Annotated in this window: 20 protein-coding genes and 2 riboswitches; of the genes, 8 read left to right on the plus strand and 12 right to left on the minus strand. The window is 62.4% G+C overall.

The genetic code is table 11. The annotated features are described in order from the left end of the window. Nucleotides 1-28: 28 nt before the first annotated feature. The 3 genes from VL202_RS03820 to metA all read right to left on the minus strand — a co-directional run bounded on the left by VL202_RS03820 (nt 29) and on the right by metA (nt 2,564). Entirely contained in the window at nt 29-1,045 is a 1,017-nt protein-coding gene (locus tag VL202_RS03820) for an aldose epimerase family protein (RefSeq protein ID WP_325462838.1), read from the minus strand. Between the two features lie 143 nt (nt 1,046-1,188). After that, entirely contained in the window at nt 1,189-1,641 is a 453-nt protein-coding gene (locus tag VL202_RS03825; RefSeq protein WP_325462839.1) for a GNAT family N-acetyltransferase, read from the minus strand. Further along, complete coding sequence (gene metA, locus VL202_RS03830; RefSeq protein WP_325462840.1) at nt 1,638-2,564, minus strand: homoserine O-acetyltransferase MetA; 927 nt, start codon at nt 2,562-2,564, stop codon at nt 1,638-1,640. Before metA ends, VL202_RS03825 begins: the two co-directional genes overlap by 4 nt. 80 nt (nt 2,565-2,644) lie before the next feature. Continuing rightward, a riboswitch (SAM riboswitch) is annotated at nt 2,645-2,722 on the minus strand. A gap of 143 nt (nt 2,723-2,865) precedes the next feature. Between metA and VL202_RS03835 the strand changes: the two genes are divergently transcribed. Beyond that, the gene (locus VL202_RS03835) at nt 2,866-3,291 is read left to right on the plus strand and encodes a DUF4345 domain-containing protein (RefSeq protein ID WP_325462841.1); all 426 of its coding nucleotides are present in this window, start codon (nt 2,866-2,868) and stop codon (nt 3,289-3,291) included. Nucleotide 3,292: 1 nt separating this feature from the next. On the opposite strand, the gene VL202_RS03840 is transcribed toward VL202_RS03835, so the two are convergent. Then, nucleotides 3,293-4,084, minus strand: coding sequence for a pseudouridine synthase (locus tag VL202_RS03840; protein WP_325462842.1), 792 nt, complete (start codon nt 4,082-4,084; stop codon nt 3,293-3,295). A 163-nt stretch (nt 4,085-4,247) separates the two neighbouring features. On the opposite strand from VL202_RS03840, the gene prmB reads away from it, so the two are divergent. After that, entirely contained in the window at nt 4,248-5,171 is a 924-nt protein-coding gene (gene prmB, locus VL202_RS03845; RefSeq protein WP_325462843.1) for a 50S ribosomal protein L3 N(5)-glutamine methyltransferase, read from the plus strand. Here prmB and VL202_RS03850 read toward each other — a convergent pair. Next, the gene (locus tag VL202_RS03850; RefSeq protein ID WP_325462844.1) at nt 5,168-6,586 is read right to left on the minus strand and encodes a PLP-dependent aminotransferase family protein; all 1,419 of its coding nucleotides are present in this window, start codon (nt 6,584-6,586) and stop codon (nt 5,168-5,170) included. The genes prmB and VL202_RS03850 overlap by 4 nt on opposite strands. A gap of 87 nt (nt 6,587-6,673) precedes the next feature. On the opposite strand from VL202_RS03850, the gene VL202_RS03855 reads away from it, so the two are divergent. Next, entirely contained in the window at nt 6,674-7,537 is an 864-nt protein-coding gene (locus tag VL202_RS03855) for a DMT family transporter (protein ID WP_325462845.1), read from the plus strand. A 19-nt stretch (nt 7,538-7,556) separates the two neighbouring features. Here the strand turns inward: VL202_RS03855 and VL202_RS03860 are convergent, their stop codons facing one another. From VL202_RS03860 to VL202_RS03870, 3 genes are read right to left on the minus strand one after another with little or no spacing between them, the layout of a single operon-like run. Next, nucleotides 7,557-9,386, minus strand: coding sequence for an ABC-F family ATP-binding cassette domain-containing protein (locus tag VL202_RS03860; protein ID WP_325462846.1), 1,830 nt, complete (start codon nt 9,384-9,386; stop codon nt 7,557-7,559). 2 nt (nt 9,387-9,388) lie between these two features. Next, nucleotides 9,389-10,039 carry a thiamine diphosphokinase gene (locus tag VL202_RS03865; RefSeq protein WP_325462847.1) on the minus strand — a complete coding sequence of 217 codons (651 nt, stop codon included), beginning with the start codon at nt 10,037-10,039 and terminating at the stop codon, nt 9,389-9,391. Between the two features lie 58 nt (nt 10,040-10,097). Next, complete coding sequence (locus VL202_RS03870; protein WP_325462848.1) at nt 10,098-10,616, minus strand: MarR family winged helix-turn-helix transcriptional regulator; 519 nt, start codon at nt 10,614-10,616, stop codon at nt 10,098-10,100. A gap of 134 nt (nt 10,617-10,750) precedes the next feature. On the opposite strand from VL202_RS03870, the gene VL202_RS03875 reads away from it, so the two are divergent. Further along, the gene (locus VL202_RS03875) at nt 10,751-12,253 is read left to right on the plus strand and encodes an MDR family MFS transporter (RefSeq protein WP_325462849.1); all 1,503 of its coding nucleotides are present in this window, start codon (nt 10,751-10,753) and stop codon (nt 12,251-12,253) included. A 53-nt stretch (nt 12,254-12,306) separates the two neighbouring features. On the opposite strand, the gene VL202_RS03880 is transcribed toward VL202_RS03875, so the two are convergent. Further along, complete coding sequence (locus VL202_RS03880; protein WP_325462880.1) at nt 12,307-12,924, minus strand: cobaltochelatase CobT-related protein; 618 nt, start codon at nt 12,922-12,924, stop codon at nt 12,307-12,309. 29 nt (nt 12,925-12,953) lie between these two features. After that, a complete protein-coding gene (locus VL202_RS03885; protein ID WP_325462850.1) occupies nt 12,954-13,244 on the minus strand; it encodes a hypothetical protein in 291 nt (96 codons plus the stop codon). A 163-nt stretch (nt 13,245-13,407) separates the two neighbouring features. After that, a riboswitch (TPP riboswitch) is annotated at nt 13,408-13,524 on the plus strand. Between the two features lie 39 nt (nt 13,525-13,563). On the opposite strand from VL202_RS03885, the gene thiB reads away from it, so the two are divergent. The 4 genes from thiB to VL202_RS03905 all read left to right on the plus strand — a co-directional run bounded on the left by thiB (nt 13,564) and on the right by VL202_RS03905 (nt 18,816). Beyond that, nucleotides 13,564-14,574 (plus strand): thiamine ABC transporter substrate binding subunit, encoded by a 1,011-nt coding sequence (gene thiB, locus VL202_RS03890; protein WP_325462851.1) that lies wholly within the window; start codon nt 13,564-13,566, stop codon nt 14,572-14,574. Nucleotides 14,575-14,669: 95 nt separating this feature from the next. Continuing rightward, nucleotides 14,670-16,310, plus strand: coding sequence for a thiamine/thiamine pyrophosphate ABC transporter permease ThiP (thiP, locus tag VL202_RS03895; protein WP_325462852.1), 1,641 nt, complete (start codon nt 14,670-14,672; stop codon nt 16,308-16,310). Beyond that, nucleotides 16,300-17,028, plus strand: a complete 729-nt coding sequence (locus VL202_RS03900) for an ATP-binding cassette domain-containing protein (RefSeq protein ID WP_325462853.1) — start codon at nt 16,300-16,302, stop codon at nt 17,026-17,028. The genes thiP and VL202_RS03900 overlap by 11 nt, the downstream gene beginning before the upstream one ends. A 339-nt stretch (nt 17,029-17,367) precedes the next feature. Next, nucleotides 17,368-18,816 carry a M48 family metalloprotease gene (locus tag VL202_RS03905; RefSeq protein WP_325462881.1) on the plus strand — a complete coding sequence of 483 codons (1,449 nt, stop codon included), beginning with the start codon at nt 17,368-17,370 and terminating at the stop codon, nt 18,814-18,816. 74 nt (nt 18,817-18,890) lie between these two features. Here the strand turns inward: VL202_RS03905 and VL202_RS03915 are convergent, their stop codons facing one another. Both VL202_RS03915 and VL202_RS03920 read right to left on the minus strand, forming a co-directional pair. Next, the gene (locus VL202_RS03915) at nt 18,891-19,148 is read right to left on the minus strand and encodes a FitA-like ribbon-helix-helix domain-containing protein (protein ID WP_325462854.1); all 258 of its coding nucleotides are present in this window, start codon (nt 19,146-19,148) and stop codon (nt 18,891-18,893) included. Between the two features lie 149 nt (nt 19,149-19,297). Next, nucleotides 19,298-20,164: an RNA polymerase factor sigma-32 gene (locus tag VL202_RS03920; protein WP_325462855.1), complete on the minus strand. Its 867-nt coding sequence runs from the start codon at nt 20,162-20,164 to the stop codon at nt 19,298-19,300. Nucleotides 20,165-20,606 lie beyond the last annotated feature (442 nt).

The raw sequence follows: 20,606 nt of genomic DNA on the forward strand, positions 1-20,606 counted from the left end.
CTCTGAACGCGTCTGATCGGTGCCGCAATCAGCTTTTGGTGAAAACGTAATCCGTTTCCTGCCGCAGCGTATCACCGGGCCGCAGAACGGCCTTTGGGAAATTGGCATGATTGACGGCATCCGGCCAGATCTGCGTTTCCAGGCAGAAGCCGGCAAACGGTCCGTAACGGCGGCCTTCGAGGCCCGGGACCGGCACGTTCATCTTGAAGCCGGTGTAAAACTGCACGCCCGGTTCCGTCGTGCGGACTTCCAGCGAGACGCCGGAATTGATGCTGCGGACCAGGGCGACCGACTGCTTCGGCCCCCGCGCCCCGGACAGGCAGAAATTGTGGTCGTAGCCGATCTTGTCACCTTCCAACTGGCGGCGCATCGACGTCATGCTGCGCAGGTCGAAGGCGGTTCCCTCGACGGGGCGGACTTCGCCCGTCGGCACCAGCCGCTCGTCCGTCGGCAGATAGTCGTTGGCCGCGATCATCACGTCATGGCCGAGCGCATCGGCGGTTCCGTCGAGATTGAAATAGCTGTGCTGGCAGACATTGCAGATCGTCGCACGGTCCGTGCTGCTCTCGTAGAGAACATTGAGCACGCCGCCGTCGCTTAGCGTATAGGTACAGGTGACCGTGCAATTGCCGGGATAGCCGGCGCGGCCGTCGGGATCGACGACGCGCAGCACGACGCGATTCTCGGCCAGTTCGACGATATCCCAGATGCGCTTGGCAAGACCGTCGCTGCCGCCGTGCAGATGGGTGACGCCGTTCTCGTTGTTTTCCAATTGATATTCGGTGCCGTCGATCGAAAAGCGGCCGCCGCCGATGCGATTGGCATTGCGGCCCGGCGTCGCGCCGAAATAGGGGGAATGGTCCAGATGATCCTGTAGATTGTCGAAGCCGAGCACCAGCGGGGCGGAATGGCCGTCGAGCCGCAGATCCTGGATGACCGAGCCCCAGGTCAGGATATGTGCCGTCAGTCCGCCGCCGGTAATGACCACGCGATGCACGGCGTCGCCGGACGGCAGATGGCCGAAAATATCTGTCTGTGTCTGCACGGCCGTTTTTCCTCCACTGCCCCGGCGGCAACCTGCGTCATTTCGCCGGGGTCGGCAACCGAAAAGTCATACAATTCACCGCAGCGTTTCCGCTGGCGGCATATCCTCACCCGTCATTGCCTGAAAAACACTGCCGGTTCGCTTCAAAACGTCTTCTGATAAACGATGAATGGCGTCTTGTCTGCGATCCGATCGTAGAGTTTGCGCGCGGTTGCGTTGAAATCCTGGGTCATCCAATAAACGTCCTGAGCCCGCTCTGCATCTGCGCGTGCATACACTGCTTCGATCAGCGCCCTTCCGATGCCCTGTCCGCGTATCTCGGGATCGGCATAGAGGTCCTGCAGATAGCAAACCACGTTTTCATGCCAGCACGAGCGGTGAAACAGGTAATGCGCAAGGCCGACCGGCTTGCCGTTCAGCACCGCCAGGAAACCCGCATATTCATGCGCCGCGCCGCTCGTGACGCGCGAGAAGGTGAGGGCATAGATGTCTTCCGGCAAGACGGTTTCGTAGAAGGCGAGATAGGCCTTCCAGAGACGCCGCCAATCGGCTTCGTCCCGGCTCTCGACCGGCCGGATGACAAGATGTGTGCTCACCGTCTGTCCTTCCCGATATCCGCCGGATCATAGGGCGTGGTCTGGTAGATGTCGTTGATCCAGTTGCCGAACAGCAGATGCGCGTGGCTGCGCCAGCGGTTCTGCGGCGGCAGGTCCGGGTCGTTGTGCGGGAAATGGTTGTGCGGCATCTTGATCGGCACGCCGGCATTGATGTCGCGGAAATACTCGTCCGACAGCGAGGTCGAGTCATATTCGACATGGTTGAAGACATAAAGCCGGTTGCCCGCCTTCTCGTGCACGAAACACACGCCCATTTCGTCGGATTCCATCAGGATCTCGAGCGCGGGCACCTTTTCGATATCGGCGCGGCGCACCTCGGTCCACCGCGACACCGGGATCTGGAAATCGTCGGAGAAGCCGGAGAGATAGGGCGAGGACGGATTGAGATTTTGGTGGCGATAGACACCGAAGGCCTTTTCCCGCAGCGTATGCTTCGGCACGCCGTGGAAATGGTAGATCGCCGCCATGGCCCCCCAGCAGATGTTGAGCGTCGAATGGACATTGGTATGCGTCCAGTTGAGGATGTCCTGCATCTCGCCCCAATAGGTGACGTCCTCGTATTCCAGCATCTCGACCGGGGCGCCGGTGATGATCAGGCCGTCGAAATGGCGGTGCTTCACCTCTTCCCAGGTTTCGTAGAAGGCCAGCAGGTGTTCTTCCGGCGTGTTCTTCGCCTTGTGGCCGCCCACCCGGATGAGGGAAAGCTCGACCTGCAGCGGCGAGGCGCCGACAAGGCGCGCCATCTGCACTTCGGTCTTGATCTTGTTCGGCATGAGGTTGAGCAGCCCGATCTGCAGCGGGCGGATATCCTGGCGGATCGCCATGGTTTCGGTCATCACCCGCACGCCCTCTTTGACGAGGGTTTCGAAGGCGGGCAGCGTATCGGGAATCTTGATGGGCATGGACAACACTCGGTCAGACGAACAGGCGGACAAGCCGGCACAAAAAAACCGGCAACGATGAATCGCTACCGGCCCCGCTTGCTTGCGCATGCACGGCCCTTTAGCGACTTATTTAACGTGGCTGCAAGCCGGCCGGCCAAATCACCACGAGATGCTTAAATAGCGCCACCCGGCGCGAAAATCAATGTCGGTGCGCACGACCTGTTTGCCTGCCGGCGCCGCGTTCACGCCGATGTGTAATTCCATGATGAAACTCCAGGTCAGTGCGCCACGTACTCCCGATGTCTCAGGAGGACATGCCATGACAAGTCTTGCCTATCAGATCAGCCCGGCGGACTTCCGGCAGCGCCGGATGTTGCAGGTGACGATCGCCGTTCTCGCGCTCCTGCCGGTGTTTGCGGGCCTTTGCGGCGTCATGACCGGCGCCGGCTTTCTCGGCATCGAAAATGATCCTGCCGATCTCGACAGTCACGTTCGGTTCCTGTCCGGCCTGTTCCTCGCCTTCGGCATCGGTTGGTACACCTGCATTCCTGCGATCGAGAAAAAGACCGAGCGCATCCGGCTCCTGGCCATTCTGACGTTTTGCGGCGGACTGGCGCGGCTCTCGTCGCTGGTCATCGCAGGCATGCCTTCGATCGGGCATCTGCTGGGGCTTGGCATGGAACTGCTGGTGGTTCCATGCATCGTGCTGTGGCACGGTCGTGTCTCGCGGCTTGGCCGTCGATAGGTCAATTCATGCCGGAAAGCCGGCGTAGATTGCCGATCTCATCATCCGTCAGCGCCCGGACGGCACCCTTCTCCAGATCGCCGAGGACAAGGCCACCGATGGCGACGCGCACCAGGCGCAGGCAGGCGATATTCACCGCTTCCAGCATGCGCCGGATTTGCCGGTTGCGTCCCTCGCCGAGCTCGATCTCGAGCCAGGAATTCCGGCCGCCTTCGCGCAGCACGCGCGCCGATTTCGCCTTGAGGAATTCGTCATCCTGCCGGACCCCGCGCATCAGGGCCTCCATCAGACCCTCGTCGGCGATCTCGTCGATCTGGACATGATAGGTCTTCGAGACATGGGTCTGCGGATCGAGCAGGGCCTGGGCAAATTCCGTGTCGTTGGTAAAGAGCAGCAGGCCCTCGCTCGCCTTGTCGAGGCGGCCGACTGGCGAGAGGTAAGTATGATCCATATCCTTCAGGCAATCGAAGACCGTCGGCCGTCCTTCTGGATCATGGCGGGTGGTGACAAGGCCGCGCGGCTTGTTCAGCATCAGGTAGACCGGCTGTTCCGCCACCACCGTCTTGCCATCGACGGCGATCGTCGCGCTGGAAAGATCGACCCATGTGCCGGGATCGGTGACCACCCGTCCGCTGAGCGTGACGCGACCGGCCGCGATCATCTCCTCCGCTTGCGTGCGCGAGCAGAAGCCGAGTTTCGACAAGGCGCGGGGCAGCGTCACCCTTTTGCCGCCGGAAACCGGCTCGGCCTTGCGGTTTCCGCTGACATTGCGTCCTTTGCGACCCTGTTTCATCCACTATCCTTCCAGCCCGCCCTTACCAGCTGTTAACGTGCCGGCTGTTGACCTGCCGGCCCTTGCCATTCTAGAGCGAAGCTTAACCCGAGTGCAGTTATCGCCGCACCTTCCGTTCATCAACGGCAAATAAGCGACGCGGCGAACGTTTGGAAGCGAGACCATGGTGAACACCGACGATATTGCGCGTGAACTCGTCACCCTGCGCGACTATTGGCGCTATGCGATTTCCCGTTTCAACGCGGCGGAGCTGAGCTATGGCCACGGAACGACGACGGCGGTCGATGATGCCGCGTTCCTGCTGCTCGACAGCCTCGACCTGCCGATCGATACGCTCGACCCCTTTCTCGACGCCCGCCTGCTGACGCCGGAGCGCAAGCTGCTGGCCGAGCGGATCGAGGCACGCGTCTCCACCCGCAAGCCGACCTCCTACATTACCGGCCATGCCTATATCCAGGGCATCCGCTTCCATGTCGACGAGCGAGTGATCGTGCCGCGCTCGCATATCGGCGAAATCCTGTTCAACGAATATGGTGGCGAGATGGGTTCGTCCTTCCTGCCCGATCCGATGAGCGTCGAAAGCGCCGTCGATATCTGCACCGGCTCCGGGTGTCTCGCGATCCTTGCCGCGAAATTCTTTCCCGGGGCGGCGATCGAAGCGGTCGACCTGTCTCCCGACGCGCTGGAGGTGGCGAAGATCAATGTCGCCGAGCATGAGGTCGAGCACCAGGTGACCCTGTATCAGGGCGACCTTTTCGCGCCGCTGGCGGGCAAGAAATACGACCTGATCATCACCAACCCGCCCTATGTCGATCATGCCGCGATGGACGCCTATCCGGCGGAATTCCGTGCCGAACCGGCCATGGCCCATGACGGCGGCGTCGATGGTCTCGATCTCGTCCGCACAATCCTGGCGCAGGCGGCCGATCACCTCAATCCCGGCGGCGGCATGATCTGCGAGATCGGCACCGGACGCGAAATCCTCGAAGAGGAGTTTCCGCATCTGGAATTCCTCTGGCTGCAGACAGCGGAAGCGGAAGAATCCGTCTTCTGGATATCAGCGGAATCGCTCGGCGTGGAGGTTTAACGCGCGACCCTCAACGCGTCGGCAAGCACGTCGAAGACCTTGGGGTCGAGGCATTGCGACACATTGAACCGCATGAAGCCTGTCGCGGCCTGTGACAGGCTGAAGGCATTGCCGGGCGCCATGACGACGCCCCTCTTGATCGACGCATGGGCGACAGCGGTCGCGTCGATCCCGTCGGGAAGACGGCACCACAGGAACATCCCCGCCTGCGGCTCGATCCACGGCGTGACGCCGAGCGGCTTCAGCTTGCCGGCCACCTCGACCCTCGCCTGCGCGAGCCTGGTCCTCAGGACCTCGACATGCTTTCGATATCCGCCGTCGCTCAGCACGTTCAGAACCAGTTCCGCATCCAGACGTCCGCCGCCGAACGAGGTGGCGATCTTGAGATCGGTCAAGCCCTCGATCCATTGCGGCCGGGCGGCGATGAAGCCGCAGCGCGCCGAGGCCGATAGCGTCTTGGAAAAGCTGCCGATCAGGATGACCCGCTCCAGACCATCGAAGGCCGAGAGGCGCGGGGCGGGTATGTGCTCGAAATCGGCGAAGATATCGTCCTCGACAATGGTAAGGTCGAACTGTTCGGCAATCTTCAGGACCCGGTGCGCCACGACCGGAGACAGCGTCGCGCCGGTCGGATTGTGAATGCCGGAATTGGTGATGTAGAGCCGGGGCCGGTGTTCGGCCACGATCTGGGCAAAGAGTTCGATATCCGGGCCAACAGGCGTGTAGGGCACGGCGACCATCCTGGCCCGGTGGGCGCGCAACAGGGCGTGGAAGTTGAAATAGCAGGGATCGTCGACGAGAACCGTGTCGCCCGGTTCCAGCAGGAAACGGCAGAGAAGATCGATCGCCTGCGTGCCCGAATCCGTCAGTATGATCTGGTCCGGCGACGCTTCGACGCTGCGCTCGGCAAACCGCCGGGCAAGCAGTTGCCGCAAGGATGGCAGGCCGAGCGGCGTGGCGTAGTCGGCAAGGGTCGATGCCGGCGCGCGCGACAGGTTTCGCAAAGACCGGCGGATGTTGTCCTCGGGCAGCCAGGCGGGCGGAAGCCAGCCACAGCCGGGCTTCAGGTCACCCTCCCCGGCCTCCAGCGACTGGCGCGAGACCCAGAAGGGATCGACGGCGCGGTCGAGCTTCGGCCCGGTTTCCGAGAGCGCGAAAGGGGCGATGTGGTTGGCGACGTAGAAGCCGGAGCCGGGGCGCGACAGGATCGCGCCTTCCGCCACAAGGCGTTCATAGGCATCGACCACGGTCGAGACCGAGACTTTCAGCGTGGCGGCCAGAGACCTGACGGATGGCAATTTGGCGCCCGGCGTCAGCGTGCGTCCGGCGATACGCTGCCGGATCGCCTCCATGACCATCACGACCCGCGTGCGTCCCTTGTTGTCGTCAATCATCTGTATTGCCATCTGATCCATAACAGTTTTGCAAAACTGTATCAGACTGTCACTGGTGGGAACAGGGGGCGAGGAGGATATTGACCTATCGAAGCAGGGGACGGACACATGGATCGATCGACGGCCGGATGGCTCAACGGATTTCTCGGCGTGTTGATTTTCAGCGGATCGCTACCGGCCACGCGTGTTGCCGTGATGGATTTCGATCCGGTCTTCCTCACGGTTGCCCGAGCCGCGATCGCCGGGACCATCGGGTTGCTCCTGCTGATCCTCCTGAAGCAGAAGCGGCCGACCGGCGGGGAGATCGCGTCGCTGGTCGTCGTCGCTGGCGGTGTGGTGGTCGGCTTCCCCTTGCTCACGGCCTTGGCGCTGCAGCATGTAACCTCGGCCCATTCCATCGTCTTCATCGGTCTCTTGCCGCTTGCCACGGCGACCTTCGGCGTGATCCGGGGCGGCGAGCGTCCGAAGCCGGCCTTCTGGTTCTTCTCCATCCTCGGCAGTTTGCTCGTCGCCGGCTTTGCGGCAACGCGCGACCTCGGCGCATCCCCGGTCGGCGATCTGCTGATGCTGGCGGCTGTCATCGTCTGCGGTCTCGGTTATGCGGAGGGCGGCAGGCTGTCGCGGACGATCGGCGGCTGGCAGGTGATCTGCTGGGCGCTGGTCCTGTCGCTGCCGCTGATGCTCGCAATCACGATTTTCCTCATGCCACCTACATTTGCCAATGTCGGAGCACCGGCCTTCGTCAGCCTTGGTTATGTCTCGCTGTTCAGCATGCTCATCGGCTTCATCTTCTGGTATCGCGCCCTGTCGCAGGGCGGCATCGCCGCCGTGGGCCAGTTGCAGCTGTTGCAACCGTTCTTCGGCCTGGCGCTCGCGGCTACGCTGCTACACGAGCCGGTGACATGGAGCATGCTTGGCGTGACCGCCGCCGTAATCATGTGCGTGGCCGGCGCGCGGCGGTTTGCGCGGTAGCCTCATCGCCCTCTCGACCCTACCCCTCAATCTCCTCCCGCAGCATCTCCAGCTCCAGCCATTCCTCCTCCATCGTCGCAATCGCCCCCCGCAACTTCTCCATCTCCGCGGCCAGCGCCGAAAACCGGGCCGGGTTCTTTGCAAACAAATTCGGGTCGGCCATTTCCTTTTCGCGTTTGGCGATCTCGGCCTCGGCTTTTTCCATTTCCTTCGGCAGGTTTTCCAGCGCGAATTTCTGTTTGAAGGAGAGCTTTCCCTTGTTCGCCTTTGAGGTGGACGCAGAGGCTGGGCCGGTGTCGCCAATCTTTGCCTTTTCGGCCTTCTCGGTGCGCTTCTTCTCGTCAGCGGCGCCCTTGCGCTGGGCCATCATGTCGGAATAGCCGCCGGCATATTCGATCCAGCGGCCGTCCGGCGCCTCCGGGTTGGCGGGCGCGATGGTCGAGGTGACGGTGCGGTCGAGGAAGTCGCGGTCGTGGCTGACGAGGATGACGGTGCCGGAGAAGCCGGCGACGATTTCCTGAAGCAGGTCGAGCGTCTCGATATCGAGGTCGTTGGTCGGTTCGTCGAGGATCAACAGGTTGGTCGGGCGCGACAGGATGCGCGCCAGCATCAGCCGGGCGCGCTCGCCGCCGGAGAGATTCTTGATCGGGGTTCTGGCCTGTTCGGGCTGGAACAGGAATTCCTTCATATAGCCGGTGACATGGCGCTGCTCGCCGTTGACCAGCAGGTTGTCGCCGCGGCCATCGGTCAGGTAATGGGCGAGCGTATCGTCGAGGTTGAGGTCCTCGCGGCGCTGGTCGAGCGTGGCGATCTCAAGGTTGGTGCCGAGCTTGACCCAGCCGCTGTCTGGCTTGATCTGGCCGGTCAGCATCTTCAGCAGCGTCGTCTTGCCGGCACCGTTCGGGCCCACGAGGCCGATGCAATCGCTGCGATGGACGCGGATCGAGAAGGGGGCGACGATCGAGCGCTCGCCATAGGTCTTGGTGATCTGGTCTGCCTCGATCACCAGCTTGCCGGTCAGGCGGGCATCGGAGACGGTGGCCTGGACGGAGCCTTGCGGGCCGTTATGGCCGCGATGTTTCGCCCGCAAATCCTGCAGCGCGCCGAGGCGGCGCATGTTGCGCTTGCGCCTTGCGGTGACGCCATAGCGCAGCCAGTGTTCCTCGCGCTCGATCTCCTTGCCGAGCTTGTGCTGCTCGATCTCTTCCTCTTCCAGCACCTTGTCGCGCCAGGCTTCGAAGAAGGCAAAGCCCTGGTTCAGCCGGCGCGACTGGCCGCGATCGAGCCAGACGGTGGCGTTGGAGACTTTCTCGAGGAAGCGGCGGTCGTGGGAGATGACGACGAGGGCCGAGCGGCTCTTGATCAGTTCGCCCTCCAGCCATTCGATGGTCGGCAGGTCGAGATGGTTGGTCGGCTCGTCGAGCAGCAGGATATCCGGCTCCGGCGCCAGGACGCGGGCCAGCGCCGCACGGCGGGATTCACCACCCGACAGCTGGTTCGGGTCCTCGTCGCCGGTGAGGCCCAGATGTTCGAGCAGGTAGGCGACGCGGTAGGGATCGTCACTCGGGCCAAGGCCGGCTTCCGCATAGGCGCGTACGGTAGAGAAACCGTCGAAATCCGGTGCCTGGTGCAGGTAGCGGATGGTGGTGGAGGGATGGCGGAAGATCTCGCCGGATTGCGGCTCGGCCAGGCCGGCGGCCATCTTCATCAGGGTCGATTTGCCCGAACCGTTGCGGCCGACGAGGCAGATGCGGTCGCCCGGCTCCACCTGCAGGTTTGCGCCGGCCAAGAGCGGCGTGCCGCCGAAGGACAGGAAGATGTCGTCGAGTTTCAGAATGGGCGGCGCCATGGTCAGGCTCCCGAAAGGTCTTGCGGGCGGGCGAGAATGAGCGCCCGGCCGGAGGAAAGGGTGAAGCGGACGGCGCCCTCGGCGACGTTGGAAATCGTGCGCGAGGAGCCGAACGGCAGATGGAAATTTTCGAGCGGATAACGGGCGCCCTTGATCGACAGCCCGGTCAGCGTATCGAGCCCGAGGATGGAAAACAGGCTGCCCTTGGGCAGGTCGATCGCGCGGTGGCCGGGAAGCAGCGGATAGGCCTCTTCATCGCCGGAAGTGAGCAGCACGTCGATGCCGTCTTCGGCCAGTTTCGCGGCATAGAGCAGGTGCATGAAGGCATGATCGCTGCGTGTGCCCCCGAGCGCGCCGGCGAGGATCAGCCTTTTCGCGCCGCGCTCCAGTGCCGCCGCCACCGCGATCTCGCCGTCGGTCTCGTTCTTGGCGGGCGGGTAGGGCTCGCGCAGCACGTCCGGCCATTCGGCAATCAGGGCATCCGGAGTGGAGTCGAAATCGCCGACCCAGAGTTCGGGCGTCAGGCCCAGCGCCCGGGCATGCCGCATGCCGCCATCGGCCGCAATGACGCGCACGCCATCAAGCTGCGCCGCCAGCCGCCCCGTCGGCACCAGCGCGCCGCCCATCAAGATTGCAAAAGCCCTTTGGTCCATGCCGCAAGGCCATAGCGTAAATGAGGGGATGAGGGGAAGGGGTGGAATTGGTCTGGCCTTACGTCCCCGACCCCCGCCCGGCATTTTCGCGGTTCTGGTAGAACGTCTCGAAATCGCTGACGAAGCGGTCGAACAGGTGGGCGAAGGCGCCGACGTCGTCCTCGGGCCAGTCGGCAAGAATGCTTTTTATGACGCCGCGCTTGACCGCCTTGATCTCGCCGATCAGCTTGGTACCAAGCTCGGTCATGACGACGATGATGCGGCGGGCGTCGGCTTGCGAGGCTTCGCGACGGAGCGCCCCGCGCGCCACCATGTCGGCGACGATGCGGCTGGCGCGGGAAGGATCGATGCGCATGATCTCGGCGATGGTGCCGACCGTAACCTCGCCCTCGGACCGGGCGCGCCAGACGGCGTCGAGCACGTCGAGATGGGTGAGTTCCAGGCCTGGCGCGATGGTGTCGATGGCGAGCCGCGCCATGACCCGCCGGCCGACCATCAGCCGCCAGCGCCCCATCGACTGGCCGATCGAGGCGCGGCTCGCCTCCATCTCGGACTGGTCAGGTTCGGTTTGTGTCATTGCATGTTCCATGATGCCGAGCATAGCAAGTGTTTGGCCGCTTAGAAAGCGCGATCTGCTGTTGTCATAAATGTGCTATTGACAATTATATGCTGACAGCACATAAATTGCCGAAACCAACCGGAACCTTTCCCATGGATATGCACGTGACCCCGGCGCCGCTCGTTTCGAGCCATGCGCTCCGCCTGACGCTTTTCTTTTTCCTGATGACGGCGCTGTTCATGGCGACGCTCGACCACCAGATCGTCGCAACCGCGCTACCGACCATTGTCGGCGAGTTCGGCGAGATGGAACGTTTCGGTTGGATCGGCTCGTCCTACCTGCTCGCCACCTGCGCGGTCATGCCGGTCTACGGCAAGCTGGGCGACCTGTTCGGGCGCAAATATGTGATGATCACGGCGATCGCCATCTTCACGCTGGGCTCGATCGCCTGCGGCCTGGCGACCTCGATGAACACGCTGATCGCGGCGCGTGTGCTGCAGGGCCTGGGAGGCGGCGGCATCATGGTGTCGATCTTCTCCATCAATGCCGACCTGTTCGAGCCGCGCGAGCGCGCCCGCTACCAGAGCTATTCCAGCCTGGTGCTGATGGCATCCGGCGCCATCGGCCCGGTACTGGGCGGCACGATGAGCGACCTGTTCGGCTGGCGCTCGATCTTCCTGATCAACATCCCGATCGGCGCCGCCGTGATCGCCGGCCTGCTCTTCTTCCTGCCCTATCGTCGCCCGACCCGCCGCCCGAAGATCGATTATGCCGGCGCGCTGCTGCTCGCCATCACCGTGACCTGCATCGTGCTTCTGGGCGACAGCGCCGAACTTTTTGGCGCGCTCGTGTCAAAAGGCAGCCTTGCCGTTGCGGCGATCGCGATCGCCTCGGCCGTCGCCTGGGTGTTCGTCGAACGCCGTGCGCCGGAACCGGTCGTGCCGCTCAGCCTGTTTTCCAACCCGACCTTCAGCCTGATGCTGGTGATTTCGCTGGCGAGCGGCGCCATCGGCATTGGCATGGTTAATTATTATGCGCTGTTCCTGCAGACCACGACCGGTCTTACGCCGTCCGTTGCCGGGCTGATGTTCATCATGCTGACCGGCGGCATCGTCTGCGGTTCGCTGACGGCCGGCCGGCTGATCTCGATCACCGGTCGCTACAAGCCGTTCTCGATCATCAGCGCCAGCCTGATGTTGCTGGCACTTGTGCTGTTTTCCCAGGTCCAGCCCGGGACGCCGCTCTTCCTGATCTGCGCCGTCATGGGCCTGCATGGCGTCGGCGTCGGCTTCGGCCAGCAGGTGCCGATCGTCGCCGTCCAGAACCTTGCCGCCCGCAGCGATGTCGGGGCCGCGACCGGTGCCATCACCCTGTCGCGCATGGGCGGCGCCTCGATCGCCATCTCGATCTACGGTGCCATCATCGCCGGCAGCCTGGCACGCGGTACGACCGCAATCCCGGGCGTCGCCGATATCGAGAAACTGACCCCGCTCGTGCTCTCGACCCTGCCGGAAGCCACCCGCCATCTTGTCGCCGAAAGCTATACGGCAGCGTTCCATCCGCTTTTCCTGACGGCGGCGGGGATCGCCCTGATCGCGCTGGTTTCGGCGGTGAGTTTGAAGGCGGTCAGGTTGCCGCAGAAGGCGGTGGGGTGAGAAGAACGTAGATTTAGCCGCCAAGGCTCGCCGCTGCTGACGAGCCTTGGCGGCTAGTCTTTTTCGCCGGAATTTCGGTTCAGATTGATCAAGTCGTTTTTCAGCAGATCGATTATCCCAAGGCCAAATTGGTCAGAGCTATCTATCCGATGGCTTATCTTGTAATATTTCCCAACATCATGACCCAATCCAATGGCCATCAGATGAATCCGCTCGTCGCTCTCAAGCCTTGAAATAACCTGAGCAAGGTGTCGAATGAGATAGTAGGGCCCGTTGGCCTTTAGCGTTGAATCGTCGACCGGCGCTCCATCAGAGAGCACAAGCAGAAGCTTTGACGTTTCATCCCGTTTGAACAGTCTCTCGGAAGCCCATTCGAGCGCTTCCCCATCGACGTTTTCCTTTAGAAGGTCAGGCCGTAGCATATTTTTGAGACCGTAGTTCAAGCTGGAGATGCGGGTGTCGGCAGCTGAACGATAAACGATGTGAAGCAGGTCACACAGGCGCCCCGGCTTTTCCATTTCTCCGCTACGTTCCCATCGAATACGTGACTTTCCGCCTCTCCAGCTCGAGGTTGTAAACCCGAGGATCTCGACTTTGCAGCCCAGTTGTCGCAAGAAATTCTGCGCGATGTCCGCAGCCGCGGCGGCCATGATGATCGACTGTCCGCGCATTGAGCCTGAATGGTCAATCAATAACGAAACTACTGTATCAGCCAGTTGATCCTTCTGACGAACTCTCCAATCTCCTGCGAAGCTTCTATAGCCTTAAGGCCGCACTCCATCCGCCATGCCATCAGCGACGTTTCGAAAATGTGCCAGGATTGCTCCAGCACCGATGAATCTTCGGGCGAGAGGCGTCCAAGCACGTCCTGCAACGCACTGGCCGAGATCGTTGAGTCGAAATCACGTGTGTAGACGTTGTAGGGAGATGGGTTTGGCCGAGTAGTCTTCTGACTGTCATGGCTGAAAAGATTTTTGAGAAATTTGAACACGCAGCACAATCCCCTATCGGAGCGATCGGTTCTTCCGTTTCTACCAATCTATTTTGGGTGATAACGGCGAGTCCAGATACCTGACCGGTAGAAACCCATTTGGTCGATAGTACTGACTGCTGCCACCCCCTTGCCAAGCATATCCCTCCCGTCTAAATCTCCTCCTGCTCTAACGGGGTGCCGCTCGTCCTTTCGGACGTTCGGCTGAGAGGCTGTCACCAGCCAACCCGAAGAACCTGATCCGGTTTGTACCGGCGGAGGGATTAGACGGCACGGTTCAGCGCCCTATTCCCAATTTTTGGATTTGAAGGAGGCGCTGATGCGCAAGGCAATTTTTCCATTCATGGCGGCACTGGCTGCTCTTTCCATCTCGTTTTCCGCCCGCGCCGAAGACAAGGTGCTGACGATCTATACCTATGAGAGTTTCACCAGCGAATGGGGGCCGGCCGCCAAGGTGGCCGAGGCGTTCGAGAAGACCTGCGCCTGCAAGGTCGAGTATGTCAGCGTCGCCGATGGCGTCGAGCTTCTGACCCGGCTGAAACTCGAAGGGGCGGCGTCCAAGGCGGATGTGGTGCTTGGTCTCGATACCAACCTCGTCTCGGAAGCCAAGGCGACCGGCTTCTTTGCGCCGCACGGGCTCGATCTTTCGGCGGTCAAGGTACCGGGTGGGTTTAGCGACGACACGTTCGTTCCCTATGATTACGGCCATTTCGCCGTGATCTACGACACGCAGACGCTGAAGGAGCCGCCGCAGAGCCTGAAGGAACTGGTGGAGGGCGATCCTTCCCAGAAGATCGTCATCGAGGATCCGCGCACCTCGACGCCGGGCCTCGGCCTGCTGCTCTGGGTAAAATCGGTCTATGGCGATCAGGCGGGCGCGGCCTGGGCAAAGCTCAAGGACCGCGTGCTGACGGTGACGCCCGGCTGGTCGGAGGCCTATGGCCTGTTCACCAAGGGCGAGGCGCCGATGGTGCTGTCCTACACGACCTCGCCAGCCTATCACATGGTCGCCGAAAACACCGATCGCTATCAGGCCGCCGCCTTTTCGGAAGGGCATTATATCCAGATCGAAGTGGCCGGCATGACCAGGAATGCCAAGGACCCGGCGCTCGCCAAGAGCTTCCTGTCCTTCGTCACGGGGCCGGACTTCCAGTCGATCATCCCGACCACCAACTGGATGATGCCGGTCGCCGCCGGCAAGGAGCCGCTACCGGATGCCTTCGGCAAGCTGGTCAATCCGGCAAAGACGTTCCTCATGTCGTCCGACGAGGTTGCGGCCAACCGCAAGGCCTGGATCGACGAGTGGCTGTCGGCGATGAGCATCAATTGAGACAAGGTTCAAGGGCGGCTTTTTGAGGTTGCAGAAACTGCCCGCTCTGTCGGCGACAACCTCGGAATTGTCACCGGAAATACCATAAAACCATCATGATAGACCGCATCGAGAGACGTTTCACGCTTGCCGCCGGGGCGATGTGCCTTGGTGGCATCGTGCTGTTCGTGTGCCTGGCGGCCGGCGCGCTGTTGGTTTTCGACGAACCGGGAACAGCCAATGACGGCGCCTATTTCGATGCCTATGTCTGGCGTGTTGCCCGGTTCACGCTGTTGCAGGCCTCGCTTTCGACGCTCCTGTCCATTCTTTTTGCTATTCCGGTGGCACGTGCCTTGGCCCGGCAGCTTTCTTTTCCCGGCCGGGTCTGGGTCATCCGGCTGATGGCGCTGCCGCTCGGCTTGCCGGCGCTGGTGGCGGCGCTGGGGCTGATCGGCATCTGGGGGCGGCAGGGCATGCTGAACTCCGGGCTTGCCTGGCTGGGGCTCGCGCAGCCGGTCAGCATTTATGGCTTGTCCGGTATCCTGATAGCCCATGTTTTCTTCAACATGCCGCTGGCGGCGCGGCTGATGCTCGTCGGGCTGGAGCGTATTCCCGGTGAATACTGGCTGGTCGGCGCCAATCTCGGCATGCCGCCGCTGTCGATCTTCCGCTTTATCGAATGGCCGGCGATCCGCGGGCTCCTGCCAGGTATCGCGGGCCTGATCTTCATGCTCTGCGCCACCAGCTTCACGCTGGTGCTGACGCTCGGCGGCGGACCGGCGGCAAGCACGATCGAGGTGGCGATCTACCAGGCCCTGCGTTTCGATTTCGATCCGCCACGCGCCATTGCGCTGTCGATGCTGCAGATTTCGATGACGGCGGTGCTGTTGATCGCCATCCGCATGCTGACGCCAACGGCGGACGAAGGGCATGGCGGCGGGCGGATGGTCCGCCGCTTCGACGGTCGCCGTGGTTTCGGCAAGATCGGCGATGGACTGGTGATTGCTCTTGCCGTTGTGTTTCTCGTGCTGCCTCTTGCTTCCGTCGTGTCGTCCGGGCTGCGCTCCGATCTGGTACAGCTGGTGACGGATCCGCTGGTTCGGCGGGCCTTCCTCACCAGCCTCGTCATCGCTGTTGTTTCCGGCTTCTTCTGTGTCGTCGCGACGGCGGTGATGATCCGGGCGCGCCAGACCGCGCTGGCGTCGCGGCATCCGGCGGGTCTCTTGCGCGGCTTTGCCGCCGGCATTTCGGCCAGCACCTCACTGATCCTGCTGGTGCCGCCGGTGGTGCTGGGTGCCGGCTGGTTCCTGCTGTTGCGGCCTTTCGGCGATGTCGCGCTGTTTGCGCCGCTTCTCGTCATCCTGATCAACATGCTGATGGCCATGCCCTTCGTCTACCGCATACTGGAGTCGGCCATGGCAACGCATGCGGCCCGCACCGGCCGGCTTGCGGCAAGCCTCGGGCTCGGCGGCTGGAACCGGCTGCGCGTCATCGACTGGCCGGGCCTGCGCAAGCCGTTCCTGATGGCGCTGTCTTTTGCCTGCGCCCTGTCGCTCGGCGATCTCGGTGCCGTCGCGCTGTTCGGCTCGCAGGATATGGTGACGCTGCCATGGCTGCTTTACAGTCGCATGGGCAGCTATCGCTCCACCGATGCGGCGGGGCTCGCCCTGCTTCTCGGTCTCATCTGCCTGATGCTGACGATCGCCGGGACGCCGGCGAGCGAAAAAGACGACAAGAGGAGACGGGATGCCGCCTGAAACCGATCGAACGGCCCCCGCCGTCCACCTGCGCAATGTGCTGGTGCGGTTCGACAAGACGGAACTGCGGTTCGATTGCGCCCTGCCGAAGGGGCAGATCATCGCGGTCACAGGCGCTTCCGGCTCGGGCAAGTCAACGCTTTTGAATGTCATTGCCGGCTTCGAGATACCGGATGCCGGGCGGGTTGATATCCTCGGCGAGGACGTCGCCGGGCGGGACCCGGCCGAGCGGCCGGTTTCAGTGATATTCCAGGAGCACAACCTGTTCTCGCATCTGGATGTCGCCACCAATATCGGGCTCGGCATCGATCCGGCGCTGAAGCTCGGTGTCAAGGAGCGTGCGCGGATCGCAGCCGCCTTGGGCCGTGTCGGGCTCGATGGTTTCGCCAAGCGTTTGCCGCCAACGCTGTCCGGCGGCGAGCGCCAGCGCGTGGCGCTGGCTCGCGCGCTGGTGCGCAAGAAGCCGATCCTGTTGCTCGACGAACCTTTCGCCGCGCTCGATCCGGGTCTGCGCGCCGGCATGAGCAGCCTGCTTCTCGACCTGCACCGCCAGGAGGGCAATACGATGCTGATCATCACACACCACCCTGATGATGTCCGTGCGCTCGCCGACAGTGTCCTGTTCCTCGACGAGGGCCGTATCCTGCTGCACGAGCCGACGGAAACCTTCCTCGCCCACCGCGATCTTCCAGCCGTCACGCGCTTTCTCGGCCGGTGAGCATCGCTTGCGATGCTTTTTGCCACAATTTGAACGCCGGCCCATGCGACGGGCGTTGGATGCCGGTTGCGGTCACGTTCGCGTGTGCGTTGCCGGGATACAACGGGGCAACTATTTCTATGCATGTAAGCTAGGCACGCGTAGCGCGAATAGGCTACAGCAGGCATTGCTGAAACGGTCGCCGGGCCTATGTACGTGGCTGTAAAAACAAGAATTTCCGCGCGGTCTTAGCCGGAACTTCGCGGGGCTGCATAAAGACTGGAAACGAGCTGAGGCATGACGACAGGGACACGCACGGATAGGCAATCTGCGGAGAAGCGCTCCGGCCTGCGTGTTCACATGGTCGCGGCCCTTGTGGGCATGCTGCTGCTCTCCGGCTGCCAGACCGCGATCGAGCAGAGCTACGAGCCGAGCGTCTCGCCCTCCTCCAATCCGCAGATCGTCGAGGAAGTGCAGAAGAACGATCCGCGCGCCAAGGTCGGCGCCCGCGAGCATCCGCGCATCGTCGCAAGCTATGGCGGCGAATACCAGGATGCCAAGACCGAGCGACTGGTTGCGCGTATCACCGGCGCCTTGACGGCGGTCTCTGAAAATCCGGACCAATCCTATCGGATCACCATCCTGAACTCGCCGGCGATCAACGCCTTCGCGCTGCCGGGCGGTTATCTCTACGTGACGCGCGGGCTTCTCGCCTTGGCGAACGACGCCTCGGAAGTGGCGGCGGTGCTCAGCCACGAGATGGCCCATGTCACCGCCAATCACGGCATCGAGCGGCAGCAGCGCGAGGAGGCGGAAGTCATCGCCAGCCGCGTCGTGTCGGAGGTTCTCTCCAGCGATCTCGCCGGTAAGCAGGCGCTGGCGCGCGGCAAGCTGCGGCTGGCGGCGTTTTCGCGAAACCAGGAATTGCAGGCCGACGTGATCGGCGTTCGCATGCTGGGCGAGGCGGGTTACGACCCCTATGCGGCAGCACGCTTCCTCGATTCGATGGCGGCCTATAGCCGCTTCTCCTCGGTCGACCCGGACAGCGACCAGAGCCTGGACTTCCTGTCGAGCCATCCGAGCGCGCCGCAGCGCGTCGATCTCGCCCGCCGCCATGCCCGCGCTTTCGGGGCGGAAGGGACGGTCGGCGATCGTGGCCGGGATTATTATCTCGCAGGGATCGACGGCCTGCTCTATGGCGACAGCCCGCAAGAGGGCTATGTCCGTGGCCAGACCTTCCTGCACGGCAAACTCGGCATCCGCTTCGACGTGCCCGCCGGCTTCCAGATCGATAACAAGGCGGAAGCGGTTCTGGCAACGGGGCCGGGCGAAACCGCCATCCGTTTCGACGGCGTCGCCGATACGCAGAAGCGCAGCCTGACCGATTATATCGGCAGCGGTTGGGTCACTGGCCTGCAGCCCGAAACGATCCACGCCATCACCGTCAACGGTCTCGAGGCCGCGACTGCACGCGCCTCGGCCGAGCGCTGGGATTTCGACGTCACGGTCATCCGCATCGATACCCAGATCTACCGCTTCCTCACCGCCGTGCCGAAGGGTGCCCCGAGCCTCGAACCAACGGCCGAAACCCTGCGCGCCTCTTTCCGCCGCATGACGCCGCAGGAGGCCGCCGCCCTCAAGCCGCTGCGCATCCGCATCCTCACCGCCAAGCCCGGGGATACGCTGGCGACTTTGTCGTCGCGGATGATGGGCACAGACCGCAAGCTCGATCTCTTCCGCCTGATCAACGCGATGCAGGTAACCTCGACGGTCAAGCCCGGCGACAAGGTGAAGATCATTTCGGAATAGGTGGGGCTAGCTGGTGGTCCAGGGATTGATGACCGGCACTCCCGCCGCCTCAAATGGTCCAGTGTCACGGGTTGCTACCATGAAGCCGTGGGCCGCCGCCGTTGCCGCAATGTAACCATCGGCCGGAGTGATTGCCAACCCAACTGTTTTTGCGCGGGCGCGAATCCGTTCGCTGCCAGTTCCGAGCCGAGCCTAACACGCGCCTGGGGGCGAACGGCACCTTCAATAATGTCGCGAATTTTCGCCTCGGTGCTGCGGCCATGCAAAGCCGCCCGCGCCTTGAGTGCACGATGTGTCGCTTCTGGCAAGTTTCGAATGGTGACCGCGGGCATCGTCATAATTCCATGTTCACATTCATGATGTCGCATCAATCTAAATGATATCAACACCTGCCATAAAGAAATCGAGCACCCGTCTTTGCGCCAGATAAACTAAAAAAGCCCGCGTGAGCGGGCTTTGATTGATTATACTGTCGCATATTTCAATGCGGCATGCTGGCCAGCACCGGGGCTTCCGCCACCAGTGCTGCCCGCAGTTTTTCCAGCGCCCGTGTTTCGATCTGGCGGACGCGTTCCTTGGAGATGCCGAGGTCGGCGCCGAGTTCTTCCAGGGTGGCACTGTCTTCCGAAAGGCGGCGGGCGCTGATGATCTTCATTTCGCGCTCGTTCAGCTGGCAGAGTGCGTGGCTGAGCCAGACGCGCCGGCGCTCGCCGTCGATCATCTCGCAAACCTGTTCGTCGGGGAGGGGAGCGTTGCAGGCCAAAAGGTCGAGCCGTTCTCCGCTGTCGGCGTCGCCCGATGAAATCGGCGCCTGCAGCGAGGCGTCGTTGCCTGAGAGACGGACATCCATGGTCTGCACGTCTGCAAGGCTGACGCCCAGCGCCGTGGCGATTTCCTCATGCACGGCGCGGGCGGTGAGTTGGCGGTCGCCCTGGGCGAGCTTGGCACGCAGGCGGCGCAGGTTGAAGAACAGCGCCTTCTGTGCCGAAGAGGTGCCGCCGCGCACGATGGACCAGTTGCGCAGCACGTAATCCTGCATCGAGGCGCGGATCCACCAGCTCGCATAGGTGGAGAAGCGAACTTCGCGGCTCGGCTCGAACCGGGCGGCGGCTTCCAGAAGGCCGATATGTCCCTCCTGAACGAGATCGCTCATCGGCAGGCCGAAATTACGGAATTTCGAGGCCATCGAGATCACCAGCCGCATATGGGCCATGGCGATCTTGTTGCGGGCGTCCTGATCCTGGTGGTCTTTCCATGCCAGCGCCAGCGCGTGCTCCTCATGTCTTTCGAGATAGGGGGCCGCCATGGCGATCTTGATCATGCGCCTGTCTGCTGAGAGGGTTTTCATCGGCTACTCCATGACGGGCACGAGAGTGTGCCGCTGAACGATAAGTCGATCGTGTTTTCGGGATTTCGTCTCTGACGGTTGACCAGCACGCGAAACGCCCTACTTCCTGATGAGGAGCTGGTCCCGACCCGCAAACGCTGCGATGGGACCAGACGTGTTCAAACGCGTGACCATGCGAAAAGTTCCATGCCGTCGTCACATTTTATGAGGACGGCGCGGCTTTTTGCGCGCTCGGTGCAAACCACCAAAAACATCGGAAAATCAAGGATATGCGTGGCGCAACGAGATGATTCGCCTAGATTTCACAGCGATTTTCGAGGGTTGGGACGCTTTTGTTGTGCGGCGCACTTTTTGCCGCTTGCCCGAAAAGTTAAAAAAGCGTTAAATTTTGACCATTGTCCCCACATGTAGCCTGTGAGTTAGCAAGGACTTGAGGTTGCGC

Source organism: Pararhizobium sp., assembly GCF_035497515.1.
Classification (GTDB): Bacteria; Pseudomonadota; Alphaproteobacteria; order Rhizobiales; family Rhizobiaceae; genus Pararhizobium.